Here is a 24,397-nt window from a genome sequence, read left to right as displayed (position 1 = left end):
TTTAGACCGGCACTGTTTTCAGGGAGGGAATCAATCTGATGTATCAAGCGAATTGGGTTAATTGTAAGCGTCCAGCGAGACTTGCAACTACCCACAATTATATTAAGGTAATCATTATGATAATCAGCTAAATTACTTTCAGGGATGGTTGAATGATTAATCAGGAACAGACTTCGCTTTCATGGCTCGATGAGGAAATTAATTCTTCTGTCTTTAGCGATCGCCGCCGTGCCAGTCGTTTTAAAAGTCTCATGCAAAAACTCTGGCGGGGGATGGGCAACAGCCTCCCTTTTGCCTGCCAGGATAATGCAGCAACAAAAGCCGCTTACCGGTTCCTTTCCAGTGACAGGATTGATGAGCAGCACCTGCTGCAGGGACATTCCGAGGCTACCAGTCAAAGGATATATGCGCTGCAAGGTGAGAAGATTCTACTGCTTCAGGACACCACAACATTTGGCTACCACCGGGATAACCCTGATGCAGTAGGATTTGCAGGCAATCACACCTAATCAAGATGGGGAATGATGCAGGTGTCAATTGTGGGATCCTGATGCATTCGAGCCTGGCAGTGACGACATCAGGGCTCCCGCTGGGTCTGACCGCGGTGAAGTTCTGGACCCGAAAAAAATTCAAAGGCACTAACGCACTTAAAAGGAAAATTAATCCGACCGTTTTTTTACATCAGATCACTGGCTGACAGTCAAAGACGTGGCTCACGTCTTCATGGTTGACATAGTCTGTCCGGACAGAGATGTCCATATCCGAGCAAGTTTCCGGCAGGAACGAGGTTGCCATAGCTCCGGATGAGAGCATGCCAGTCAGAATCAGTACTGCAGTCACGCTAAATTTTTTCATCTGTATATTCCTCTTCATCAGATATCGCCGTTTCACCTGTTAATGTGTATTAAAAACCCTGTGGTTCATACAGGGTCAACACCCTTACGCTGTTTTTTCTGGTGGGATAAGGACAAAAAAAAAGGCTACCTGGGGGTAACCTGACTAAAACAGTCATCAAGGAAAACGGACAACAGGGATAGGGTTGTCCTGGAGGGTGTGTCCGCATGTGAGGTCGCCGGCGGAACCGGAGGTGACCCCCACTATAGTGGCAGTCAGTCCGGCAGTTCCCTCTGCGACCATCTCACGCGTTTACTGCTCAGGTTCAGGGTAATACCGTCCCGGATTACTTATCAAGTACTGCAGTCACGCGGGCAACGTTTTTCTGGTCTGCACTGGTGATGCGGTAGGACGAAGCACCGGATTCCTGGGCGATAGCGGCAATTTTCGCTTCCGCGTTGTTCAGGGTGTCAGCAGTAACGCTGACGGACTGGGCGAAGCCGGAGAAAGAAACTACGGAGAGCATACCGGCAGCAGCAAGCAGTTTGATGTTTTTCATGGTCATATTCCTTGGGTTATCTGGTCATCTGGTCATCTGGTGATACCGGCGTCATCGCCGTCTCACCTGTTGATGTGTATTAAAAACCCTGTAGTAAATACAGGGTCAACAAGTTATTTTGTAAATTATTGTCGGCTGTGTTTTTGTCGTTTTCATACAACCCAGCTCTTGAAAGAGCCTCACTGTGGCTGACGAGAAATGAGAAAATACGGCCGTAACAGACACCGCGAAACCGGGATTGCGCTGGGGAGATAGGTCGGTGCAGGGCAAGTTAACTTACAGGATTAGTGAGGGTTTATGATGTTACGGCTACTGATTAAGTACGCGTGCGTATTCTGGCGAAGTTGAACGGTTATTCCGGAGGAACGTGAACGCGTTATTCCCTAACGCGCCCTAACTTCTTTTTATTACACCGACCGTTCACTTTCAGTCAACCTGTGCCAGTCGTTTTCTCATCGACTCACCCTTCATTTCCAGCCGGTGGGAGTTATGCATCAGACGATCAAGGATCGCGTCTGCCAGCGTGTTATCGCCAACGCAGCCATACCACTCATCCGTTGGCAGCTGGCTTATCATCACCGTGGCGTTCTTTCCGTATCTGTCATCCATCAGTTCCAGCAGATCGTTACGCTGCGCTGGCAGCAACGGCTCAAGGCCCCAGTCATCCAGGATAAGCAGCTGCGTTTTTGACAGCTGAGCCAGCTGCTTTCGGTAACTACCGTCTGCGCGGCTGTGCGTCAGTTCAACCAGCAACCGGTTCAGTCTCCAGTACTGTACGCTGTAACCCTGCTGGCAGGCGTTGTTGCCAAGGGCGCAGCCCACATAGGTTTTGCCGCAACCGCAGGGGCCGGTTATCAGCAGGTTCTGCCCCCTGACCACCCATTCGTTCTGGCTTAGCTGAGCGATCCGAGAACGTTCCAGGTTTCTCGCTGGCTGGTAGTCGATGTCCTGGACCGAGGCTTCAAGCCTCAGGCGGGCTTTTTGTAGCAGACGTTTCTGTTTACGCTGATCCCTTTCGAGTGATTCGCGCGTGACCAGCAACGCCAGTCTTTCCCTGAAGGAGAGCTCTTCGTAAGTGCCGGGTTGCTCCATCTGTGAGGACAGCGCGGCCGCCATTCCCGTCAGTTTCATTTCTGTCAGCTGTTTCATCAGCGTATGTGGCATTATCGGATCCCTTGTTTCAGTGGAAGTGGCGTGGGCCACGGATGTTTTCATGTTCCTGAGGAAGCTCCCGGGACGGGTGCAGATCTTTGTCCGCCGGAACCAGGTCGCGGTTATTCTTCAGGATCGACTTTATCTGCTTCAGCCGGGTTAACCCCTCTGCATTGGCCAGCCGACAGCTGTTATTGACGCGCTCAGAAGGATATTCACGCGTCAGGCTCAGCAGCCCCAGACACAGGCGATAGGCCTGTTCCGGATGCGCTTTTTCAGCCAGACGCTCGCTGACCCACGTGAAGGTGTCGGAGCCCACACCGGCCGCCCAGCTTTTCAGCCGCTCTGGCGTCCACTGCTGATGATGACGATGGCGCTCCGGCATATGTTCTGCTGCCGTACTGTTGCCCGGATGAAGACGCCGCGGGTGACTGGCGATCATCTGCCCGTCAGACCAGACTTCAAGCAGGTTGTCGAAGGCATGAAGCTCCACCGTTTTACCGACGTGCTGATGGGGGACTGAGTAGTGATGCTGTTCATATTCCACGTGATAATCGATATTCACCTTCGCTTTTTTGATGTGCCGGTAGCGCCACTGCTGCACCGGTAATGGCCTGAGCACAGTTTTGTCCAGCCTTTCGAAGGCCTCACGGCGATTGCCCGGCAGTTTTTTGAAGGGACGTTCGTTGAGCCCGGTTACCAGCGTACGGATACAGTGGTTCAGCTCAGCAAGCGAGAAGAAGACCTGGTGACGGAGCCGGGCCAGGATCCAGCGTTCGACGATCTGAACGCCAACTTCCGCCTTCGGCTTGTCTCTGGGTTTTCTGGGGCGGGCAGGTATCACCGCAACCTGATAATGCTCAGCCAGCTGCTGATAGGAGGGATTCAGTTCGGGATCGTAACGACTGGCTTTGCTAACCCCGCTTTTCAGGTTATCCGGAACCAGGATTTCGGGGACTCCACCGAAGAACTCCAGCATCCTGACGTGGCTGAGAAGCCAGTCTGACAGCGACTGCGTATAGGTAGCCTCCGCGAAGGTGTAGTTTGATGCGCCCAGCACCGCCACGAAGATCTGGGCCTGCCGGCATTCACCCGTCTCAGGTGAGATAACCGACACTGTGGGTCCACAATAGTCGATAAAGCATTTTTCACCGGCAAGATGCTGCTGGCGCATGGAGCGTTTCTGTGACTGGCACCAGGTCTGGTAGCGGCAGCAGAACTGCGAGTAGCTGTACGCCCGAACCGGCATCCTCTGGCAGTATTCCTCCCACAGCAGGTGGCGGGTGACGCCTTTTTACGCAGCTCCATATGGATTTCAGCCCAGTCGGGATCCTCCAGCGCGCCAGGACGACTGTCAGACTCAGGATAAAGCAGACTGGCAAGTAGGGGCTCTGACATTCCTTCCGGAAGTGGCCAGGAGATCCCAGCGGCTTCAAGTCGTTTGAGCATTTTCTGGATGGCACCCGTGCTGACATCTGCGCACTGGCTTATCTGGCGGAAGGACAGGCCGACTTCAAAACGCAGCCTTAAAATTTCATGGATTTTATGCATTGCGATTCTCTTGTTTGGCATATATCACACCCTGGAATAAAAGGGATAGATATAGCATCAAAAATCAATGCGTTAAGAATGATTCTGGCAACGTGAACGGCAATTCCGGTCGGGTGAACACCGATTCTGGCAAAATGAACAGTGATTCTGGTCATGGTGCAAAATCGGGGTATTTTCCGCCGGAATACGCGTTCACGCAAAACCAGAAATAGCGTTCACGTTCCGCCAGAATACGCAACGCGATCACCGCCGGAATGTGTAAGCGTTAAACGAGCGCCGTATTGACGGTTATTTATCGGTAAGAACCACGTTCCATGGCAGCAGTTCCGCCACTTTGTTGCTGGGCCATTCCGGCAGTACGCTCAGGATATGGCGAAGGTAGGCCTCCGGATCGATACCATTGAGCCTGCATGTTCCGATAAGACCATACAGCAGGGCTCCGCGCTCACCGCCGTGGTCGCTGCCGAAGAAGATAAAATTCTTTTTCCCAAGACAGACGGCACGAAGGGCTCGTTCGGCTGTGTTGTTATCAGGCTCTGCCAGGCCATCATCACAGTAGTAGCACAGCGCATCCCACTGGTTCAGGGCATAAGCGAACGCTTCGCCCAGACGGGATTTTTTCGACAGAGTGGCGCTTTTCTCCACTAACCAGTCATGCAGGGATATCAGCAGCGGCTTACTTCGGGACTGCCTGGCTGCCAGCCGCTCAGTTGCAGGGAGGCCCCGTATTGCTTCTTCGATTGAACCGCCCCGGGAATCCTGGAGACTAAACTCTCAGTAAAAGGAGATCCCTGATGAAATCAAAATCAGCTAATCGTTACCCGCCGGAATTACGTGAGCGCGCTGTCAGAATGCTCATTGAGCATCTTGATGAATATGACTCTGAACCGGATGCTATCCGTGCCATATCGTCAAAAATTGGTTGTCATTACGATACCCTGAAAGGCTGGCTACGCCAGCACAGAAATGACTTACGCGGTGGTATCAGCCCCGTCAGGACTGGTGATGGCGAGCTGACCAGTAACGAACGTCAACGTTTAAAAGAGCTGGAGAGGGAAAACCGGGAGTTGCGTCGCAGCAATGATATTCTGCGTCAGGCATCAGCCTATTTTGCTCAGGCGGAGCTCGACCGCCACTGGAAAAAATAATGCCACTGCTCGAACGTCTGAGTGGTGCCCACGGGGTCGGGCCGGTATGCCGCGAGCTGGATATTGCCCCGTCGACATATTACTGGCATCAGCAACGTCAGCAATCGCCGGAAAAACACAGCCTGCGCTCGCAGCGTGATGCGCTTCTGAAGGTGCAGATACAGCGGGTGTACGACGATAACTATGGCGTCTATGGAGCCCGCAAGGTCTGGCGTCAGTTACAGCGGGAGGGCATCGGCGTGGCCAGATGTACAGTGGTACGGTTGATGAAACTGATGGGGCTCGCAGGCGTGCTCCAGGGCAAAAAAGTCCGCACCACAACCAGTCGCAGAGATACCGCAGCACAGGACAGGGTAAACCGCCAGTTCGTAGCGGAATGTCCCAACCAGCTTTGGTGTGCAGATTTTACCTACGTCATCACCTGGCAGGGCTTCGCCTATGTGGCGTTCATTATCGACGTGTTCGCTGGCGTCATCGTGGGCTGGCGGGTCTCATCATCGATGGAAACGTCGTTCGTCCTGGATGCGCTGGAACAGGCACTGTGGTCACGGCGACCTTCGGGCACCATCCATCACAGCGACAAAGGCTCTCAGTATGTCTCGCTGGCCTACACGCAGCGGTTGCAGGATGCAGAGCTGCTGGCTTCCACGGGGAGTACCGGTGACTCGTATGATAACGCGATGGCGGAGAGTATCAACGGTCTGTACAAAGCGGAGGTCATCCACCGTCAGGCCTGGAAGAAGCGCTCAGAAGTGGAACTGGCTACGCTGGCATGGGGGGACTGGTACAACAATCGTCGGTTGCTGGAACGACTTGGTCACATCCCTCCGATAGAGGCAGAAAAAGCGTATTACGCTTCCATCGGGAACAAGGTTCTGGCAGCCTGAACTTCCGAACTTAACTCTCTCCAGGAAAACCGGGGCGGTTCAGTATGAAAACGCCCTCCGGGTGGTTGCGCTGGGGCGCCGTAACTACATGTTCTTCGGCTCTGATGGTGGTGGTGACAGTGCGGCAGTGATGTACAGCCTGATCGGTAGCTGCAAACTTAACGGCATCGAGCCGGAAGCCTGGCTGCGCCATGTGATCAGCGTCATCAACACCTGGCCCGCCAACCGCGTGAAAGAACTGCTGCCCTGGAACGTCACCCTCTCTGTAAACTAATTTTTACCCCACGTCCTTCACGGTGCGCTTACGGTCAGGCGGAGTTAAGGTATTGTAGAAGTGTTGATTTCGGCGGGCTTAGAATGCAAAAACGGACCACCATGGAGGTCCGTTGATATGAATTTGGTGCAAGACTCGCAATCGAACCAAAGATGCGGGGATTTTCAAAACTCGTGCTTAATTTGGTAATTCTGACGGTAAAGGCCAGTCTTCTGGTACCAGGGCAGGGGGCTTGGTCCAGGGAAGCTCGGTTAAAGCATCCTGGAACCACTGGTCGCGAAGATTTGCGTGCTCTGTCACGATAAGCTGGAAGCCTGGGACTTCTTCTTGTGTAAACTTCAGCAGTAACGCAAACAGTCTACGTACTGCTGCTAAGTCAGCATCAGCTTCCGTTTTCTGAACAGTACCATCAGCTTCCTGGTAAATTTTTTCAGAAGGGAAATAAACTTGGGTAGGCTGATCAATTAAAAGAAACTGAGGAATGGGGCAATTGTTCTTTGAAGCAAAGAGATGAAGGGCTAACAAGGCAGACAGGTGATAAGCGAGATGATTTTCGCCACCGCCAGTTCGACTCATTGGTACCGGACGATCTGTACGATCAAAGATAATAGTCATTTGGCTTAGATCAAACCGTGCAGGGAGCCCCTGAAATTCTGCATCAAAAGCCTGGATGTAGCGTGTAATCTGTGACGAAATGTTATTCAGAATAGATATGAGTCTTTCATGGCTGCTATCAGCTCCAAATTTCCTTTGTAGGTCTTCGACTTTGAGCTTTAGACGACGATTTTCTGCTTCATATGTGGCCAGTTCTGAGTTAGGTACAAGGTCTTCAAGGAACAAACTTATACGACCAATTACTCTTGCCGCAGCATTATTGCGTGTGCCTAATTGCTCAATAACTTCGTTTGCCGCGATTGCCGCAGCAAGCTCCACTTCTTTGGCTCTTATCGAACTTACAATGGTCTGAACCTCATCTTCTAGTTCAGTAAGATAAACATCCATTTTAGGGCGTTGGCCAGCCACAATGCTCATTTCAGCGTCGAGAGTTGTTAGTTCGCTCAGGAGTGCTTTAGCAATTGGAGATTCCAGTGCTAAATTTGCTTCACAGAATGGCCATTGCCATTCACCAGTTTCCGGATTTTTCGGTAGAGCCTTGATAGAAGATAATCGGTCTTGCTGCTCTAAAACTTCGTTTTCAAAATTACCTGATTGCTTGGCATACATCCGAGCAGAATCAATTCGGGACTGGGTCTGACGTCTGTCTTGTCGTAAACCAGCAATTTCATTTTCAAGAATGGATATTCTATGTCCATCGTCTTCAGGTAGGGGGGACGGAATCCATTGCATTGCAGAACGCAAAACATCAATTACTTCGTCAGTTCCGATTCTCTCTTTGTCTTGTGTGATGATACCCACGGCTCTGGCTTCAGATAAAAGCCCAGAACCTTTTAGCAGTGATGTATCGATTGTATCGCGAGCTTGTTCAAGACGTTTGGCGTTGATTTTCAGATCTCGTTGTGCTGTTCGGAGTTTGGCCTCAAGTTCATAGCGATCATTTGATGAAATACCTAAAAGAATCGGTAATGTGTCGCGAATAGCTTGTGGCTGAAATGCCTCATTTTGTCGATAAAAAAGTTGATCTTTATTTGCTACAAGGCCCTGCTTTTGGAAAAGGTAATAAAAAGTATGCTTGATGTTTGCTTCAAAGCTTTCTCTGCTGTGCCCAATTGCCACGTCTGTACGGTTCTCGCGGATGCCAAGTAATCGTGACAACAGTGCGACTACAGAATCATCATCGGTGTTAACCGAGAGGTCTTTGAAATTTGGTGCGGTCAGTTCATTTCCTCGTCGCAGCATAACGGTGCCACAGCTTGTGGCTCCTGCATTTGGTGTTGGTTTCGCGATTAGTACTTGTTCCTGTGAAAATTGATAAATGACTGCGAACCATGACACTTTATCGCGAATAATACCTTCTGGTACGTTAAAAGTAGATCGACCCATACAGTATTCAATGATCTCAGAAAGAGCTGATTTACCGGTTGAGGAACGGCCAGTAATGACATTTAAACCATTAACCTTAAATTGCAGGTCCCGACGTTGGCCATCATGGCTGTAGACATGAATCGACTTAATTTTCATGGGCGTATTCCAAAGGTCGTGTACACCGTAACGCGATCTGCAATACGGGCAAATTCTTTTCCTATATAGCGCGCGACACGCTGGCATGAGATTGATTCTTCAGTCCCTATGACCGATTTGCGAACTTTATTAGGTATTGTTTTCAATCGGCCGTCTTGCGTTACGACAAAACATCCTCGTTCCATGAGCACTCCAAAAGCTTCAAGCGTAAATGGCAGCATATTATTGACGCGGTTAGCAAAATTAATGAGTAATTTGGGATTGTTTTCTATAGTTTTCAAAAGGTAGCGGCGAGGATTTTCAGCAAACACTTGGCGAGAATCTTTTTGCAGACATAATGGTAAAACTAAAAGAGCGAGAGAAAATGGCATGCCCTGTGAGTTTTCCTCTTCGTAGCTCTGCATTGCTCTGAATAGTACAACACCACAAAATGCAGGATTGAAAAGATTCCTTATCTCGAATGGACGCTGATCCCATTGCTTCATGCTTGGGCTCCCAACAATTGCCCAATTCTATTTAGGAAGTGGGGATGCCAGAAAATTTTGGGTAGTGGTCTACTGTTCGCAAGGATGTGAAATCCTCCTCGAACTACATAAGGCTCAGTCACTCGTTCTCGGATTCGCAATGAGTGAATATTACCACTTTCAAGATCGGCCCATTGATACAATGCTTTTCCCGCAGTAATAAGTACTTCGTCAGCTGAATTTTCATCTAATTCTTCAAAAACTACGTCTTTATAGCGACTCCATTCATCAACAAGGCGGTCTTCATAATCTTCCATCTCTCCTGTTACCAAAAGGTTTTCACGCGCCCATGAAGAACGCTGCTCAAATGCTCGGTAGTAGTCGAGAATAGCGTTTCGGATACGATTAGAGGAAACCCCTATTTCACGGAGTTGCACAACAAAGAGCCTGGGATCATTCATCGCATCGATTTCTCCAACGGGAATTTTTCCTCTGAACGTAATCGGCAGATTGTCCGATTTGTACTCTTCAGAAAATGCTGCAAGTTTGTCGGAAATCTCATAACCAAAAATCGCCTCTTTACGTTTCCCTGTTAGCAGATCGACTATCGTGTTATTCCACCACCCTTCAAGTCGTTCAAAAATAGCGTCTCGGTTATCGCGTCTAATGATACGCATGTGTTGATTTTTGATAATTGTTGGGAGGTCTTCAATGCGAGGCCCGCCATCAAATATGATTATCCGTGATAAGAAGTCATCTTTTTGCTCATCAGTCAGTTTATTGAACTCATCGGCTATTGCCGTGATCAGTTTTGACTTGCTTCTAGCCAGAGCTGTGTTGGTGAGTTGAGTTATTGATACTGAATTATCGTCTTTTGTTGGCGGTTCGACTAAGAAGTGTTGCAGGAACGAGGAGTTTGAGATAGATCCGGTCGTAAACAAAAAGAAACGAAGATTTGCTTCGGTTTTACCATCACGATTATAGCGGTCAAGCCAGATGCGGACTGACTTCCAAAAATCGGTAGACAGGTCGGTTAGAGTATCCCCATCCCCTTTGTGTTTGAGCGATGCCAGTGTTTTGACACCATCAAAACTAACGAAGTCTAGGTCATCATCTTTTTCGATCAAAACAGATGTATCTTCTGGCCACTGAAGAAGCTTAAGTAGCGCAAAACGAGGCTGATAGATATACCCTAAGCCCTGTTCACCAGCAGCGTATTGATCGCTAGATACTCCGGTCATTTTAAGTCCCTGCGTCGATTGCGCTTTCAGCTGTACGGAAAATGGCTCATGAAAGCAACAAGTTACCATCCAATGTTTGGTGGTACGTATCACATCATCGATATTAGCTTAAAACAATACCACTGTGTTTCCTGCGTGAATAGAAAAAGTAAGTACTTGAGAATGCTAAATGTGAAGTGAATAGCCTTCCGTGCCGAGGTTTATCGTGCTGATGAGGCACTTTGTAACCTGAATGGAAAACGGCGTTCGGTCATGTGAAGGTTTTTGTTGTAAAAACGCTTCTTAATAGGGGGACCTATATGGTCTTCCCCCGTATTGCAAGAACGCAGTGACAATGAAAGTAACAGGTTTGCTTTCGTATATTCGGCCTGTTGATGAAGCTACTGCTTCTGGCCTTGATGAAACATTCGCGCATATCGTCCTTAACGCTTACACGGCCTTGATTAATTCTGGCCAAGCCCCGATCCCAGGTTTTCGATATGCAGGTTTGACCTGTTTTTCATCGTTTCTGCTTTCTACGCAATGCTGGAGTTAACGGTATAAATTACCCTGTTTCAACTTCTTATTTCATGCTACCGAAACCCGGTAAACTTCATTACGAGTGATAATAACCCAGACAATACGAATTAACTTATTTGCCAGGGCGACGACTGCCCTGTTAAATCCTCGTTTCTCCCGGACCAGGTTAACCCATGAGCTAAGTTGATCCGTTTTGCCTGCGGATCTGAACAAAACAGCTCGGGCACCATGTATCAGCATTGATCTGACGTAGCTGTTTCCACATTTGGTGATCCCCAGAAGAACCTGTTGCCCCCCTGTGCTGAATTGTCGTGGAACCAACCCAAGAGCCGCTGAAGCATCCCGACCTCTTTTAAACTGTTTTCCATCACCCATCCAGCTTTTCACTGCCAGACTAACCAGTGGACCAAAACCCGGAATAGAAAGTAGGCGCTGGCATACTGAATCCCCGGCGGCATTTTTTCGCTGTCGGTTGTCATACCATATGAGTTCATCATCCAGAGCCGCCAGCCGCTGATATTGCCGTTGTAACAGTTCACGCATCTGGGGCGTAAATCCATTCTCTGCATCTTCAAGCAACTCGGGTAATTTACGTCGAAGCTCAGTTGCGCCTTTACGCAAAACAATACCATACTCTGCCATTAACCCTCTGATATGGTTGATTAACTGCGTTCTTTCTTCAGAAACAAGTCGTCGCATTTTTAAAAAGGTTTGTTCATCCTGCTGAGATAGCGTTTTTACCGGAACTGGGCGAATTGTTCCGTGCCAGCAGGCTTCGGCAATGGCCTGAGCATCGTTATAGTCGTTTTTCTGGCGACGCTGATAAGCCCTGACGTGCTGAGCGGGTAGCATCACAACATCATGCCCCGTCTTTTGAATTTCTCTGGCCCAGTGATGAGAAGCACCACATGCCTCCATGGCGACAATCATCCTGGACTGTGTCGTAAACCAGCCAATCAACTTTTCACGAGAGAGCTTAATCCTTCCACCAGGCTTCCCTTCCGGTGAAAGGCTGAAAAGATAAAAATTTGTTTTCGCAAGATCAATTCCAATAATGTTCAGCCTTGACATGGTTTCTCACCCTTTCAACGCTGATTGAATTACCACCATCATGACGGTATTGAGAGTCGCCGTGAAGGAGGGGGTAGACCATCTCATCGCTTACGTTGCTGATGAAGACATTACAAACATCGCGGTGTATTAATCAACGGGGATCAGGTCAACCCGCCTCAACAATGGCGAGTCACTGACCGTCAGGAGCCTTGCTGACGAATTTAGCATTTGCGAAAAAACAATACGGCGTGATCTGACCGAACGTCTTGCTTACCTGAACTTGCTCCGACAGGGAAAGCAGTACTGGATCGCTTCACGTTTAAGTCCATACAGCGCGGTAAATATGCCAGAAGGTTATAGAACAAACAAAAAATAAAAGAATTACGTTCCCCGCACCTTCAGGTGCGGGTGAACAACCACTAACTTTTTGTCGATGAACTGAGAAGATTGTCAATATAATCAGCGTACCACTGCATCATTTCTCGTCTTCCATCCAGATACTGTGCATGGTTATATGTGCCGCGAATGCTGTTTTTATCCACGTGAGCGAGCTGCATCTCGATCCAGACTGTATTAAACCCCTGCTCATGCAAAATGGTGCTCATAGTGTGGCGAAAGCCGTGTCCGGTAGCTTTACCATCGTAGCCGATACGTTTGATAACCATGTTGATACTGGCTTCACTCATCGGTTTGTTGATGTTGCAGCGCCCTGGAAACACGAGTTGATACTGACCGGTATAAGTGCGGAGTTCCAGCAGGATCGACAGAACCTGGTCTGACAAAGGCACCAGATGTTTGCGGCGCTTTTTCATCCGGCTTTCGGGGATTGTCCACAATGCATTCTCCAGATCAAACTCTTGCCATTCTGCAGCGCGAAGTTCAATCGTACGAACCCCCGTCAGTAGCAGCAGACTGGTTGCCATACGCGTAATGCAACTGCCATGGTAATTAGCCAGACTGGCAAGGAACGCGGGTAACTCGGATGCCTGTAGGTGAGGGAAGTGCTCGGTCTTTGGTGCGGTCAGAGTACCGGTCAGTTCCGCAGCTGGATTAATCGTCGCACGCCCTGTTGCTATGGCGTAACGGAAGATCTGATTGCAGTACTGCCGGACCTTACGTAATTTTTCCAGCGAACCGCGTTTTTCAATCAGCCGTAAAACTTCCAGCATCTCCAGAGGCAGGATCTCAGCGACAGGGCGTTTGCCCACATACGGGAAAATATCCTTCTCCAGCGCCTCCTGAACGCTTTCTGCGTAGCTTTCCGACCATGAGATACACTTATGCTTATGCCACTCCATGGCGAGTGCCCTGAAGGTATTTACGACGGATATTTTTTTGGCGAGTTTTTCGAGCTGCTTTTTCTCACTCGGATCGCCGCCATCAGCAATCACTTTTCTGGCTTCATCGCGTTTTACACGCGCGTCAGCCAGAGAGATTTCAGGATAAACACCGATAGATAACTTTTTCTCTTTACCGGCGATACGGTATTTCATACGCCAGTAGCGTTTTCCGGTGGTGGTTACCAGGAGAAAAAGGCCACGTTCGTCAGAGAGTTTATAGTCCTTCTCTTTAGGCTTGGCGGTCTCGACCTGCCGGGCTGTCAGTGCCATATGGGGGCCTCAATTTTCATTGAACACAAAGAGCCCCCTGAAAAGCCCCCGGATGCAACTTGATTTAGAGAGAATCGAGTTGAGGTCAGTGGAGTTCGTAATGTTGGAAAGTGGCGTATAGCAGTGATTATACTTGAGTTTTGTGATGTTTGGGAGACGTACATTGAAGTGAAAGTGGTGCCCGGACTCGGAATCGAACCAAGGACACGGGGATTTTCAATCCCCTGCTCTACCGACTGAGCTATCCGGGCAACGAGGCGCATTAAAACCGATTCGCTTCGTTTCGTCAACGAAATTTCTTCAAATCAACGCAGACTGCACAATCTATCACCACATTGTTGCTATTGCACGCATTCTCAGGCAAAAAATGCCGTCCACGCGGCAGAAAGCGGCATTGCCAGCAGAAGGGCAGGAAGCATATTCACAACCGCAAACATTTTGATTCCACAAATACGTAAACCGGTTGCCAACAACAGTAGCCCACCTACGGCGCTGAAATCGGCCATCATGGCTGGCGTCGTTAGGGGCAAAATCATTGCCGCGCAGGTGGCAAGCGTTAACTGGATTGCCAGCATTGGTACACAAATTGCCGATACCGCGATACCTAATGAACAGGCAAAAATGATGGCCGTGAAGAAATCAAGAAACGACTTGGCGATTAAAATATTCGGATCGCCGGTCATCCCTTCATGTATCGCCCCGAAGATCCCGGTACCACTGGCGCAAAATAGCACGATGATGGCCACATAGCTCTGGATGAAGGATTCGTGCGTGGTGTTGGCATCCGACCGGGTGAAAAGCTGCTGCGCTTTGGCAACCGCGGTATTGATCCCTTTTTCCAGATAACAGAACTCACCAATTAATGCACCGACCAACGTAGCCAGGACCATCACCGGTAGGTTAGCGCATTTAATAACCAGCAAAATACCAATTCCCAAAGAGCACAATCCGAATATGGAGATCATGGAGGCACGAATGCGTTCCGGTAAATGCTGGCTGAGTAGTGCGCCGAGAACACCACCAAATAAAATGGCGCCAGCATTAATAAAGGGTCCAATTACCACGTTTGCTCCTGCATACCCATTATCGTCTTGATGCTAAAGGCAATTCTCTGGGTAAAATATGTTTTCAGATTGCATTATTATGCCGCGATTGACAGGCGGATTGCTTGTTTATCTGTGAGGTTCAGGCTCCGGATTTTATCTTGCGCCTGAAAGTGAAAGGTGCCATGATTGCGCGAATTTTCTCCTGTCTGAATGGGGCTGCCTGGGATGATATTACTCCCCCTACATCGCCTTCAACATCGCCTTTTTGCGCGACGTTTGCCCCTTCCTGCGACTTATCTTTACGCTCCCACCATGCGGTGAGGGCAGCGCACGCTCACTGCAGGATAACAGTAAAATCAGAGGCTATCTGCTTTTACTGATGTCTGGCGGTCGGGGCTGGTAACCAGTTTGACCTGTCATTTCGTGGGCAAAGCAATGTGGCTTTGTCCGGGACTTTTGATTTTCCCGAAACGGGTTATTGCGCTTATGAAATCAATGAAAATTGCCGCCAGTGGAGAACTGGTTTCTCGTCTGTCCAGCCATCGTCAGGTGGTGTCGCTGGACAGTACTGATTTTACTGACGTTGCGGCAGTCGTCATTACCGTTGCGGATAGCCGCAGCGGGATCCTTGCTTTGCTGAAACGCACCGGTTTTCATATACCCGTGTTTCTGTTCGCAGAGTCGGATGTTGATCTGCCGATGGGTGTGAATGCGGTCATTTGCGGTCAGGCGCAGGACTGGCTGGAGCTGGAGTCTGCTGCCTGTCAGTATGAAGAAGATTTGCTGCCGCCGTTCTATGACACATTGACTCAGTATGTCGAGATGGGGAACAGCACATTTGCCTGCCCAGGACATCAACACGGTGAGTTCTTTAAAAAGCATCCCGCGGGGCGCCATTTCTACGAGTTCTTTGGCGAGAATCTGTTTCGCGCGGATATGTGCAACGCCGACGTTAAGCTTGGCGATCTGCTGATTCATGAAGGCTCGGCGAAACATGCGCAGAAATTTGCCGCGAAAGTTTTCCACGCGGATAAAACCTACTTTGTGCTGAACGGGACTTCTGCGGCCAATAAAGTAGTAACCAATGCGCTGCTGACGCGCGGCGATCTGGTGCTGTTTGATCGTAATAACCATAAGTCGAACCACCACGGTGCGCTGATCCAGGCGGGTGCGACGCCGGTGTATCTGGAAGCGGCGCGTAATCCGTTTGGCTTTATTGGCGGTATTGACGAGCACTGCTTTGATGAGGAGTATCTGCGCCAGCAACTTCGCGAGGTTGCGCCGCAAAAGGCCGATCAACCGCGCCCGTTCCGTCTGGCGATCATTCAGCTCGGCACCTATGACGGTACGATCTACAATGCCCGGCAGGTGATCGACAAGATCGGTCATCTGTGTGATTACATCCTGTTTGACTCTGCATGGGTCGGCTACGAACAATTTATTCCGATGATGGCCGATGGGTCACCGCTGCTGTTGGATCTCGATGCTAACGATCCGGGGATCTTTGTCACCCAGTCGGTACACAAACAGCAGGCCGGATTCTCGCAAACCTCGCAGATCCACAAAAAGGATAACCATATTCGCGGTCAGGCGCGGTTCTGCCCGCATAAGCGTCTGAATAATGCATTTATGCTGCATGCTTCTACCAGTCCGTTTTACCCGCTGTTTGCGGCGCTGGACATTAACGCCAAAATCCATGAAGGCGAGAGCGGTCGTCGGCTGTGGGCGGAGTGTGTGACGCTGGGCATTGAGGCCCGTAAAGCGATTCTTACCCGCTGTAAGATGATTCAGCCGTTTATTCCCCCGGTAGTTGATGGCAAACCGTGGGAAAGCTATCCGACACAGGTGATTGCCAGCGAGCGTCGCTTCTTTAGCTTCGAACCAGGTGCTAAATGGCATGGTTTTTCCGGTTACGCGCGCGACCAGTATTTTGTCGATCCTTGCAAACTGCTGTTAACCACTCCGGGAATTGACGCACAAACCGGGCAATATACCGAGTTTGGTATTCCGGCGACGATTCTGGCGCATTACCTGCGTGAAAACGGCATCGTGCCGGAGAAATGCGACCTTAACTCGATTCTGTTCCTGCTGACCCCGGCAGAAAGCGCAGAGAAACTGGCGCAACTTGTGGCGATGCTGGAGCAGTTTGAGCAGCATATTGAAGACGATACGCCGCTGGCAGATGTGCTGCCAACCATCTTCAATAAGTATCCGGTACGCTATCGGGATTACACCCTGCGTGAACTGTGCCAGGAGATGCACTCACTGTACGTCAGCTTTGATGTGAAAGATCTGCAAAAAGCGATGTTCCGTCAGGAAAGTTTACCTGCCGTGGCGATGAACCCACAGGATGCGAACAGCGCTTTTATCCGTGGTGATGTTGAACTGGTGCGGATTAGTGAAGCAGCTGGCCGCATTGCGGCGGAAGGTGCGCTGCCTTATCCTCCGGGCGTGCTGTGCGTGGTACCGGGCGAAGTATGGGGTGGGGCGGTACAGCAATATTTCCTGGCGCTGGAAGAGGGCGTAAACCTGCTGCCAGGCTTCTCGCCGGAGCTGCAAGGTGTTTACAGTGAAACGGATGCAGACGGTATTAAGCGTCTGTATGGATATGTGGTGAAGTAAGCGCAAAAAAAGCGGGTTACCTTTTGGTAACCCGCTTTTCTCTGCGTAAACGTTAGTGCGCGATAGTCTGTGTGCCTGCTGGAACGCGTACGTGTTTGTATTTAAACAGCGCAACGAAGGCAAAAGCCAGAACCAGCGAGTAACCTGCGAAGATCAACCACACGGTCTGCCAGTCGGTAATACCGTTCAGCGTATAGTGTTCAACGACTTTACCGCTCACCAGTCCGCCCAGAATACAACCGAAGCCGTTGGTCATCATCAGGAACATACCCTGTGCGCTGGCGCGGATTTCAGGGCGTACTTCTTTCTCCACGAACACAGAACCAGAGATGTTGAAGAAGTCGAAGGCGCAGCCGTAAACAATCATCGACAGAACCAGCAGCACGGTACCGAACGGCGTTGGATCGCCGTAGGCAAACAGGCCGAAGCGCAGCATCCACGCCACAATACTGATAAGCATCACGTTCTTAATACCGTAACGGCTTAAGAAGAACGGGATGGTCAGGATAAACAGCGTCTCGGAAATCTGTGAAATCGACATCATCACCGATGCGTGTTCCACGATAAAGCTACCGGAGAACAGCGGGTTGTTATCGAAGCTGTGCAGGAAGGTGTTACCAAACATATTGGTAATCTGCAGCTCTGCGCCCAGCATCATTGAGAAGATGAAGAAAATCGCCATACGCTTGTTTTTAAACAGCGCGAAAGCATCCAGACCGAGCATTGATGTCCAGCTCTGGTTTTTCTGCTGATTGGCAACCGGAATATGCGGCAGCGTCAGGGTGAACAGTACCAGTACCAGGGACAATGTCGCACCGATGTACAGCTGCATATGGCTCAGTTCAAAGCCGGAGAAGCTCACGGCCCACATCGCCAGAATAAAGCCGATGGTGCCCCAGATACGAATTGGCGGGAAGTCGGTAACGATATCCATCCCGGCAGATTGCAGGCGATAGTAGGAGATGGTGTTGATTAGCCCCAGTGTTGGCATATAGGCCAGGGAGTTAAGCAAGATCACAAAGAACATGGCCCCTGGCGTGGTGACTTCGGCTGCGGCAAACAGCGTTCCTGCGCCGACCAGGTGGCAAAGGGCGTAAACCCACTTCGCACTGATCCATTTATCGGCCACGATCCCTAACAGCGTTGGCATAAACACGGCGGCGATCCCCAGCGAGCTATACACCGCGCCAATGGATGCACCATCGAATTTAAGGGTGACAAACATATAGGAGCCGAGGGTAGTGAGCCAACTACCCCATAAGCAGAACTGCAGAAACGAGAGAACTTTCAGCTGCAGCTTAAGATTCATGTTAATTTCCTCACACCGTAATGCGGATGAATGTTTTAAAAGGCACATTTGCCGTGGCTATATGATGTGATTCTATCAATGAGATGCACTCTTTTTTTGTTACCTGTGACAAATATTTGCAAACAATTTCTGATTGCAAAGCAAAAGAGTGATGGAGTTAACATTTTTGGTGCTTCAGGCCCCCGTTTTAGGGGGCTGAAGAGGAATACATTAGCGGCGTCGATAGGATTTTTGTGCGGAATTGACCTTATAAAGGTATCGGCGTGATTCAGCAGATGGATGTCGGGTGGTCAGCGTTTGATAAACGTCACCTGGAGACATGCTGTTAATGATATTCGCGGCCTGAATTTTATCGTTCGAGAACACGCGCAGCACGCTGCCCGCACCGCCGTTATACGCGGTGATTACCGCATAGCGACGTGAGGTCGGATTATCGATACCGCCCAAATAGACATTGTTGAGCATTGCCAGATAGGCCGTACCGGTATCAATGTTGCTGGCCGGGTCAAACAAGAAGCTACGGCTTGGTGTGCCTGAGCGCCCTTGCGAGCGGAACACATCTTTCCCGGCGCTGTGCTGTACCACCTGCATCAGTCCCAGCGCATCGGCATGGCTCACCGCATACGGGTTAAACGAGGATTCGGTTTGCATGATAGCCAGAATCAGCGACTCGTCGACGCCATACTTACGTGAAGCCTGACGCACCATGCCAACGTATTTATGCGCGCGCTTATCAAGGTGGTTCGGCACCAGATTGATCGTCACGCTATAGATGATACGCAGGCCATTGCTGCGGCTTTTAAGTCGTGTTTGCAGCAGGTAGTTGGCAAAGTTGGTGGCACGCCCCTCCCAACGAATGGGCTGGCCGGTATTATCAACCACCTGTCCGTACAGGAATGGCTCTTTGGAAATCTTAATGTCGTCGACATCGGAATAGAGGTCGATAGATCCCGGATCATCGCCCATCAGCAATGTCTTAATAATCGCCCGACGCAGGTGTCCGGCGGGATCTGTCCCGGCAATGGTCTCGACGGTTATCGTACCGTCATCAAAGTTGATGTGGCTGCGGGTTTGATACTGATCGGTATACTTTACGTAGTCCTTCGGACCCGCAATCAGCACTTCCTTAAATCCCCACAAATTCTCAATATTATGGGCAAATTGCCCCATCAGAATATCAAAACCGTTGGTATCCTTGACCCAGGCTTCGTTATAGGAATCGCCTTTTTTGGTCGAACTGGAACAGGAGATGAGCAACGGCGCAATAACGGCAAGCGCGAGAAATTTTTTCATCATTCCGGGAGTGCGTGTTGTGTTTGTTGTTTGCAAGGACCAGATTAAAACGTAGGCCGGATAAGCGCAGCGCCATCCGGCAACGGTTCTTATGACTCTGGCGTATAGCCTTCAATATGCACATCCTTACCTTCAAACAGGAAGTTAATCATCTCCTGTTCCAGTAACTTACGGTGTTCGACGTTCATCATATTGAGTTTTTTCTCGTTAATCAGCATGGTCTGTTTATGCTGCCATTGCGCCCATGCTTCTTTAGAAATCTCGTTATAAATGCGTTTTCCCAGATCGCCCGGGTACAGCTGAAAATCCTGGCCTTCTGCTTCGCGTTGCAGGAAAGTGCAAAAAATCGTTCTGCTCATAAAAAGTCCTCTTTATCGTCCGGTACGTTAAACGTGTGTACCGGCACGTAATTGCTGTAACAAACGCTCCACGGGAGCCGCCAGTCCGACCGACGGCGGTTGCGCTAAGTTATACCAGAGCGCGTTGCCTTCATCCATGCATGAGGTGAATGAAGACACGGGAAGCCACATAGGCACAATATCTAAGTGGAAATGGCTAAAGGTATGGCGAAACGCATTAAGTTGGGTCAGATTATCTGCGTTAATTTGTCGTTGCGCCAGCCAGTTGCGCAGTCCATCTTCGTCGTCAAACTGCGGAAAACAGTATAAGCCACCCCATAAGCCGCTGGGCGGCCGCTGTGAGAGCAGCACTTCGTCATCATGCTGCATCAGTAAAAAATAGCCCGTTCGTTCCGGTAGCGTCTGTTTGGGCTTTTTACCGGGATACAGTGCCCAACTTGCATTGGCGCTCGCCACACAGCCATTTTCCAACGGACACAGGGAACATTTAGGTTTTGAGCGCGTACAGACCATTGCGCCTAAATCCATCATCGCCTGATTAAAACGCTCAACACCCTGGGCCGGCGTAACTTGCTCGCTCAGCTCCCACAGCTTATTTTCGACCTCTTTTTTACCCGGCCAGCCGCTTACAGCATAACAGCGAGCCAGCACGCGTTTGACGTTACCGTCGAGAATCGGAAAATGCTGACCCAGAGAGAGAGAAAGGATCGCGCCTGCGGTTGAACGTCCGACGCCAGGTAGGGCGGCTATTTCATCAAAGGTTTGCGGAAATATACCGCTATGCAGCGTCACAACCTGCTGCGCGGCTTTATGTAGATTACGCGCACGGGCGTAATAACCCAGCCCGGTCCACAAATGCAGAACTTCATCCAGCGGCGCATGGGCTAAATCCGTTACCGTTGGGAAGCGCGCCATAAAGCGCTCAAAATAGGGGATAACGGTCGCAACCTGAGTTTGTTGCAGCATTACCTCAGAGAGCCATACTTTGTAAGGCGTCTTGTCAATTTGCCAGGGCAGCGTTTTCCGCCCGTATTTGTCGTACCAGCTCAAAACCTGAGCCGAAAATTGAGACGCTTGCATGATTACCGTTTCATTATTGCCGGGGGCAAGATTGCAGCACAGCGGCAACGGGGTGTAAACCGGAACTTTCCGCTGCTCACTTTCTTCCTTTACTTGCATCCGGCAACTAACTTTGGATAATGCCCGTTTTCAGAACTCAAACACAGCAGACTAAACTTTTATGAAGAACGACGTCATTTCACCGGAATTTGATGAAAACGGCCGCCCTCTGCGCCGGATTCGTAGTTTTGTTCGTCGCCAGGGGCGACTGACGAAAGGGCAGGAACACGCGCTGGAAAACTACTGGCCGGTGATGGGCGTTGAGTTCAGCGAAGAGCCTGTAGATTTCGCAGAACTGTTTGGCCGTGACGCGCCAGTCACGCTGGAAATCGGTTTTGGTATGGGAGCGTCGCTGGTTGCAATGGCGAAAGCGCGTCCGGAACAGAATTTCCTCGGCATTGAGGTTCACTCACCGGGCGTTGGTGCGTGTCTGGCTTCAGCCCATGAAGAGGGTGTCGAGAACCTGCGCGTCATGTGCCATGATGCCGTTGAAGTCCTGCATAAAATGATTCCTGACAATTCTTTATCTATGGTTCAGCTGTTTTTCCCTGACCCGTGGCATAAAGCACGTCATAATAAACGCCGTATCGTTCAGGTACCGTTTGCTGAGCATATCTTAAGTAAGCTGAAGCTGGGCGGCGTGTTCCATATGGCGACCGACTGGGAAGCGTATGCGGAGCACATGCTTGAAGTGATGTCCTCGATTGACGGGTATAAAAACCAGTCAGAGAGTAACGATTATGTACCGCGCCCGGAATCGCGCCCGGTAACCAAATTTGAACAACGTGGTCATCGTCTTGGCCACGGCGTATGGGACTTAATGTTCGAGAGGGTGAAATAATGGCAAAGAACCGTAGCCGTCGTCTGCGTAAAAAGATGCACATCGAAGAATTCCAGGAAGTAGGATTTTCGGTTGCATGGCGTTTCCCGGAAGGTACATCTGGAGAGCAGGTCGATCAAATCGTTGATGACTTTATCAATGAAGTCATCGAACCGAACAAGCTGGCTTTTGACGGCAGCGGCTATCTGGCCTGGGAAGGTCTGATCTGTCTGCAGGAAATCGGCAAATGCACCGAAGAACACCAGGCAATCGTGCGTAAGTGGCTGGAAGAGCACAAACTCGAAGAAGTGCGTACCAGCGAACTTTTCGATATTTGGTGGGACTAAGTAGCACAGGGTCGGCAAATGCCGGCCCGATTTGTATTGAGGGAAAGATATGATGCGCAAAACGCTGCTGGCGGCAGTCCTAACGTTCACGGCGATGGCCGCACATGCAGATTACCAGTGCAGCGTCACCCCGCGTGACGATGTGATTTTGAGCCCACAAACGGTGCAGGTGAAGGGCGAGAATGGCGACCTGGTTATTACCCAGGCTGGCGATGTCACCTTCAACGGTAAACAGTACAACCTGAACGCCGCACAGCGTGAGCAGGCTAAAGATTATCAGGCGGCGTTGCGTAGCAGCCTGCCGTGGATCGACGAAGGTGCCAGAGCGCGCGTAGAGAAAGGTCGCGTGGCGCTGGACAAAATCATCGCCAAAGAGGTCGGTGAAAGCAGCAACATGCGTGGCCGCTTAACCAAGCTGGATGCGCAATTGAAAGAGCAGATGAACCGCATCATCGAGCATCGAACTGATGGCCTGACTTTCCATTATAAGGCGATTGATCAGGTCCGCGCAGACGGACAACAGCTGGTTAATCAGGCGATGGGCGGCATTTTGCAGGACAGCATCAACGAAATGGGGGCGAAAGCCGTGCTCAAAGGCGGTGGTAATCCACTGCAGGGCGTACTCGGAAGCCTCGGTGGTTTGCAGACCTCAATTCAGAACGAATGGAAGAATCAGGAACAAGACTTCCAGCAGTTTGGCAAAGATGTCTGTTCCCGCGTTGTGACGCTGGAAAACGATCGTAAAACGCTGGTTAGCACTCTGAAATAATCTTCACCTCTTATTAACGGCACAGAAACATTCTGTGCCGTTTTATTTTGTATATTTCTGTTTTTTTGATATCCATCTCTAAGAACGGCAATTTGGTGGAGATATAAATCTGGTTAATTGGAACTCGTCACATTATTCATCTGTAGGATAGACATAATGCTGCAAATTCAAGTAACTGGAGAAATAACATGGAGTTTTTCAAGAAAACGGCACTTGCCGCACTGGTTATGGGTTTCAGCGGCGCGGCGCTTGCACTGCCAAACATCACCATTTTAGCGACCGGTGGGACGATTGCCGGCGGCGGTGATTCCGCGACAAAATCTAACTACACGGCAGGCAAGGTTGGCGTAGAAAATCTGGTTGAGGCCGTACCTCAATTGAAAGATATCGCTGTCGTTAAAGGTGAGCAGGTGGTGAATATCGGCTCCCAGGATATGAATGACGAAGTCTGGTTAACGCTGGCGAAAAAGATTAATACCGAGTGTGATAAAACCGACGGCTTCGTGGTAACACATGGTACGGATACCATGGAAGAAACCGCCTATTTCCTCGACCTGACCGTCAAGTGTAACAAACCGGTGGTGCTGGTCGGCGCAATGCGTCCGTCTACGGGTATGAGCGCTGATGGCCCGTTTAACCTGTATAACGCAGTAGTAACTGCCGCAGACAAAGCCTCTGCCAACCGCGGAGTGCTGGTGGTGATGAACGACACCGTTATGGATGGTCGTGACGTGACTAAAACCAACACTACCGACGTCGCTACCTTCAAATCCGTTAACTACGGCCCGTTGGGTTACATCCATAACGGTAAAATCGACTACCAGCGTACGCCTGCGCGTAAGCACACCACGTCTACTCCGTTCGATGTGTCTAAGCTGACCGAGCTGCCGAAAGTTGGGATTGTTTATAACTACGCTAATGCCTCCGATCTGCCGGCAAAAGCGCTGGTGGATGCGGGTTACGCCGGGATCGTCAGTGCGGGTGTAGGTAACGGTAACCTGTATAAAACCATTTTCGATACGCTGGCAACCGCCGCGCATAAAGGTACCGTTGTAGTGCGTTCATCCCGTGTGCCAACGGGCGCCACTACACAGGATGCAGAAGTTGATGATGCAAAATACGGATTTGTGGCTTCAGGTTCCCTGAACCCGCAAAAAGCACGTGTTCTGCTGCAGCTTGCGCTGACCCAAACCAAGGATCCTAAGCAGATCCAGGAAATGTTTAATCAGTATTAATCGATGAAGGTGGCTGCGCTTACCGCCCTAACCCTGTAGGCCGGATA

General features: G+C 50.2%; 21 protein-coding genes, 1 tRNA gene, 3 pseudogenes and 1 other annotated feature. Of the genes and pseudogenes, 9 read left to right on the top strand and 16 right to left on the bottom strand.

All coding sequences use genetic code 11. The features are described from left to right. The first annotated feature begins 152 nt into the window (after positions 1-152). Positions 153-509 carry an IS4/Tn5 family transposase DNA-binding protein gene (locus tag OGY08_RS07945; RefSeq protein WP_016154428.1) on the top strand — a complete coding sequence of 119 codons (357 nt, stop codon included), beginning with the start codon at positions 153-155 and terminating at the stop codon, positions 507-509. Positions 510-681: 172 nt separating this feature from the next. On the opposite strand, the gene OGY08_RS07940 is transcribed toward OGY08_RS07945, so the two are convergent. The 5 genes and pseudogenes from OGY08_RS07940 to OGY08_RS07920 all read right to left on the bottom strand — a co-directional run. Beyond that, entirely contained in the window at positions 682-873 is a 192-nt protein-coding gene (locus OGY08_RS07940; protein ID WP_045890344.1) for a hypothetical protein, read from the bottom strand. Between the two features lie 307 nt (positions 874-1,180). Next, entirely contained in the window at positions 1,181-1,393 is a 213-nt protein-coding gene (locus OGY08_RS07935; RefSeq protein ID WP_016154425.1) for a YdgH/BhsA/McbA family protein, read from the bottom strand. Between the two features lie 426 nt (positions 1,394-1,819). After that, a complete protein-coding gene (gene istB / locus OGY08_RS07930) occupies positions 1,820-2,560 on the bottom strand; it encodes an IS21-like element helper ATPase IstB (protein ID WP_269150626.1) in 741 nt (246 codons plus the stop codon). A 13-nt stretch (positions 2,561-2,573) separates the two neighbouring features. Further along, positions 2,574-4,117 (bottom strand): annotated as a pseudogene (gene istA / locus OGY08_RS07925) (IS21 family transposase). A gap of 267 nt (positions 4,118-4,384) precedes the next feature. Beyond that, positions 4,385-4,840, bottom strand: a pseudogene (locus tag OGY08_RS07920) (IS66 family transposase); the annotation flags it as partial. Positions 4,841-4,890: 50 nt separating this feature from the next. Here OGY08_RS07920 and OGY08_RS07915 point away from each other — a divergent pair. After that, a protein-coding gene (locus OGY08_RS07915) for an IS3 family transposase (RefSeq protein WP_162838707.1) occupies positions 4,891-6,131 on the top strand; the annotation gives its coding sequence in 2 pieces (ribosomal slippage) (positions 4,891-5,206 and positions 5,206-6,131; 1,242 coding nt in all). Continuing rightward, positions 5,199-5,315 (top strand) — a sequence feature (AL1L pseudoknot). It overlaps the preceding gene by 117 nt. A 46-nt stretch (positions 6,132-6,177) precedes the next feature. Then, a pseudogene (locus OGY08_RS07910) lies at positions 6,178-6,405 on the top strand (transposase domain-containing protein); the annotation flags it as partial. 177 nt (positions 6,406-6,582) lie between these two features. On the opposite strand, the gene OGY08_RS07905 reads toward OGY08_RS07910, so the two are convergent. From OGY08_RS07905 to OGY08_RS07890, 4 genes are all read right to left on the bottom strand, one after another. After that, positions 6,583-8,544, bottom strand: coding sequence for a DUF3732 domain-containing protein (locus OGY08_RS07905; RefSeq protein ID WP_016154418.1), 1,962 nt, complete (start codon positions 8,542-8,544; stop codon positions 6,583-6,585). Continuing rightward, a complete protein-coding gene (locus tag OGY08_RS07900; protein WP_016154417.1) occupies positions 8,541-9,029 on the bottom strand; it encodes a three component ABC system middle component in 489 nt (162 codons plus the stop codon). Before OGY08_RS07900 ends, OGY08_RS07905 begins: the two co-directional genes overlap by 4 nt. Next, positions 9,026-10,249 (bottom strand): ABC-three component system protein, encoded by a 1,224-nt coding sequence (locus OGY08_RS07895; protein WP_016154416.1) that lies wholly within the window; start codon positions 10,247-10,249, stop codon positions 9,026-9,028. Before OGY08_RS07895 ends, OGY08_RS07900 begins: the two co-directional genes overlap by 4 nt. Before the next feature lie 567 nt (positions 10,250-10,816). Then, positions 10,817-11,839: an IS110 family RNA-guided transposase gene (locus OGY08_RS07890; RefSeq protein WP_016154415.1), complete on the bottom strand. Its 1,023-nt coding sequence runs from the start codon at positions 11,837-11,839 to the stop codon at positions 10,817-10,819. Between the two features lie 142 nt (positions 11,840-11,981). Between OGY08_RS07890 and OGY08_RS07885 the strand changes: the two genes are divergently transcribed. Then, positions 11,982-12,197: a DeoR family transcriptional regulator gene (locus OGY08_RS07885; RefSeq protein WP_223822565.1), complete on the top strand. Its 216-nt coding sequence runs from the start codon at positions 11,982-11,984 to the stop codon at positions 12,195-12,197. Positions 12,198-12,240: 43 nt separating this feature from the next. On the opposite strand, the gene OGY08_RS07880 is transcribed toward OGY08_RS07885, so the two are convergent. The 3 genes from OGY08_RS07880 to OGY08_RS07870 form a co-directional block, all read right to left on the bottom strand. Next, positions 12,241-13,431 (bottom strand): tyrosine-type recombinase/integrase, encoded by a 1,191-nt coding sequence (locus OGY08_RS07880; protein WP_016154414.1) that lies wholly within the window; start codon positions 13,429-13,431, stop codon positions 12,241-12,243. A gap of 175 nt (positions 13,432-13,606) precedes the next feature. Continuing rightward, positions 13,607-13,682, bottom strand: a tRNA-Phe gene (locus OGY08_RS07875). Positions 13,683-13,787: 105 nt separating this feature from the next. Continuing rightward, positions 13,788-14,495 (bottom strand): DUF554 domain-containing protein, encoded by a 708-nt coding sequence (locus tag OGY08_RS07870; RefSeq protein ID WP_125363305.1) that lies wholly within the window; start codon positions 14,493-14,495, stop codon positions 13,788-13,790. 468 nt (positions 14,496-14,963) lie between these two features. Between OGY08_RS07870 and OGY08_RS07865 the strand changes: the two genes are divergently transcribed. Beyond that, a complete protein-coding gene (locus OGY08_RS07865; protein WP_125363304.1) occupies positions 14,964-17,099 on the top strand; it encodes an ornithine decarboxylase in 2,136 nt (711 codons plus the stop codon). A gap of 52 nt (positions 17,100-17,151) precedes the next feature. On the opposite strand, the gene OGY08_RS07860 is transcribed toward OGY08_RS07865, so the two are convergent. From OGY08_RS07860 to mutY, 4 genes are all read right to left on the bottom strand, one after another. Continuing rightward, complete coding sequence (locus tag OGY08_RS07860) at positions 17,152-18,408, bottom strand: nucleoside permease (RefSeq protein ID WP_008785778.1); 1,257 nt, start codon at positions 18,406-18,408, stop codon at positions 17,152-17,154. A 210-nt stretch (positions 18,409-18,618) separates the two neighbouring features. After that, the gene (gene mltC, locus OGY08_RS07855) at positions 18,619-19,704 is read right to left on the bottom strand and encodes a membrane-bound lytic murein transglycosylase MltC (RefSeq protein WP_008785777.1); all 1,086 of its coding nucleotides are present in this window, start codon (positions 19,702-19,704) and stop codon (positions 18,619-18,621) included. A gap of 86 nt (positions 19,705-19,790) precedes the next feature. Continuing rightward, a complete protein-coding gene (locus OGY08_RS07850) occupies positions 19,791-20,060 on the bottom strand; it encodes an oxidative damage protection protein (protein WP_003027126.1) in 270 nt (89 codons plus the stop codon). A gap of 27 nt (positions 20,061-20,087) precedes the next feature. Beyond that, complete coding sequence (mutY, locus tag OGY08_RS07845) at positions 20,088-21,140, bottom strand: A/G-specific adenine glycosylase (protein ID WP_125363302.1); 1,053 nt, start codon at positions 21,138-21,140, stop codon at positions 20,088-20,090. Between the two features lie 160 nt (positions 21,141-21,300). Here mutY and trmB point away from each other — a divergent pair, with 160 nt between their 5' ends. The 4 genes from trmB (at position 21,301) to ansB (ending at position 24,350) form a co-directional block, all read left to right on the top strand. Then, positions 21,301-22,020, top strand: a complete 720-nt coding sequence (gene trmB, locus OGY08_RS07840; protein WP_003825406.1) for a tRNA (guanosine(46)-N7)-methyltransferase TrmB — start codon at positions 21,301-21,303, stop codon at positions 22,018-22,020. Next, positions 22,020-22,346 carry a YggL family protein gene (locus OGY08_RS07835; protein ID WP_003027115.1) on the top strand — a complete coding sequence of 109 codons (327 nt, stop codon included), beginning with the start codon at positions 22,020-22,022 and terminating at the stop codon, positions 22,344-22,346. Before trmB ends, OGY08_RS07835 begins: the two co-directional genes overlap by 1 nt. A 49-nt stretch (positions 22,347-22,395) precedes the next feature. Continuing rightward, a complete protein-coding gene (locus OGY08_RS07830) occupies positions 22,396-23,115 on the top strand; it encodes a YggN family protein (protein WP_003825409.1) in 720 nt (239 codons plus the stop codon). Positions 23,116-23,303: 188 nt separating this feature from the next. Then, entirely contained in the window at positions 23,304-24,350 is a 1,047-nt protein-coding gene (gene ansB / locus OGY08_RS07825; protein ID WP_003027108.1) for an L-asparaginase 2, read from the top strand. Positions 24,351-24,397: the final 47 nt, after the last annotated feature.

The sequence above is a fragment of the Citrobacter sp. Cpo069 genome, from assembly GCF_030332785.1.
Classification (GTDB): Bacteria; Pseudomonadota; Gammaproteobacteria; order Enterobacterales; family Enterobacteriaceae; genus Citrobacter; species Citrobacter portucalensis.
This window is presented reverse-complemented; position numbering and strand designations above follow the sequence as displayed.

Coding starts and splice junctions, on each gene's coding strand:
- OGY08_RS07850 (WP_003027126.1), bottom strand. CDS start 20,060: ATGAGCAGAACGATTTTTTGCACTTTCCTGCAACGCGAAGCAGAAGGC.
- OGY08_RS07945 (WP_016154428.1), top strand. CDS start 153: ATGATTAATCAGGAACAGACTTCGCTTTCATGGCTCGATGAGGAAATT.
- OGY08_RS07895 (WP_016154416.1), bottom strand. CDS start 10,249: ATGACCGGAGTATCTAGCGATCAATACGCTGCTGGTGAACAGGGCTTA.
- trmB (WP_003825406.1), top strand. CDS start 21,301: ATGAAGAACGACGTCATTTCACCGGAATTTGATGAAAACGGCCGCCCT.
- OGY08_RS07940 (WP_045890344.1), bottom strand. CDS start 873: ATGAAGAGGAATATACAGATGAAAAAATTTAGCGTGACTGCAGTACTG.
- mltC (WP_008785777.1), bottom strand. CDS start 19,704: ATGATGAAAAAATTTCTCGCGCTTGCCGTTATTGCGCCGTTGCTCATC.
- OGY08_RS07860 (WP_008785778.1), bottom strand. CDS start 18,408: ATGAATCTTAAGCTGCAGCTGAAAGTTCTCTCGTTTCTGCAGTTCTGC.
- OGY08_RS07905 (WP_016154418.1), bottom strand. CDS start 8,544: ATGAAAATTAAGTCGATTCATGTCTACAGCCATGATGGCCAACGTCGG.
- OGY08_RS07880 (WP_016154414.1), bottom strand. CDS start 13,431: ATGGCACTGACAGCCCGGCAGGTCGAGACCGCCAAGCCTAAAGAGAAG.
- OGY08_RS07890 (WP_016154415.1), bottom strand. CDS start 11,839: ATGTCAAGGCTGAACATTATTGGAATTGATCTTGCGAAAACAAATTTT.
- OGY08_RS07935 (WP_016154425.1), bottom strand. CDS start 1,393: ATGAAAAACATCAAACTGCTTGCTGCTGCCGGTATGCTCTCCGTAGTT.
- OGY08_RS07835 (WP_003027115.1), top strand. CDS start 22,020: ATGGCAAAGAACCGTAGCCGTCGTCTGCGTAAAAAGATGCACATCGAA.
- OGY08_RS07900 (WP_016154417.1), bottom strand. CDS start 9,029: ATGAAGCAATGGGATCAGCGTCCATTCGAGATAAGGAATCTTTTCAAT.
- ansB (WP_003027108.1), top strand. CDS start 23,304: ATGGAGTTTTTCAAGAAAACGGCACTTGCCGCACTGGTTATGGGTTTC.
- OGY08_RS07865 (WP_125363304.1), top strand. CDS start 14,964: ATGAAATCAATGAAAATTGCCGCCAGTGGAGAACTGGTTTCTCGTCTG.
- OGY08_RS07830 (WP_003825409.1), top strand. CDS start 22,396: ATGATGCGCAAAACGCTGCTGGCGGCAGTCCTAACGTTCACGGCGATG.
- mutY (WP_125363302.1), bottom strand. CDS start 21,140: ATGCAAGCGTCTCAATTTTCGGCTCAGGTTTTGAGCTGGTACGACAAA.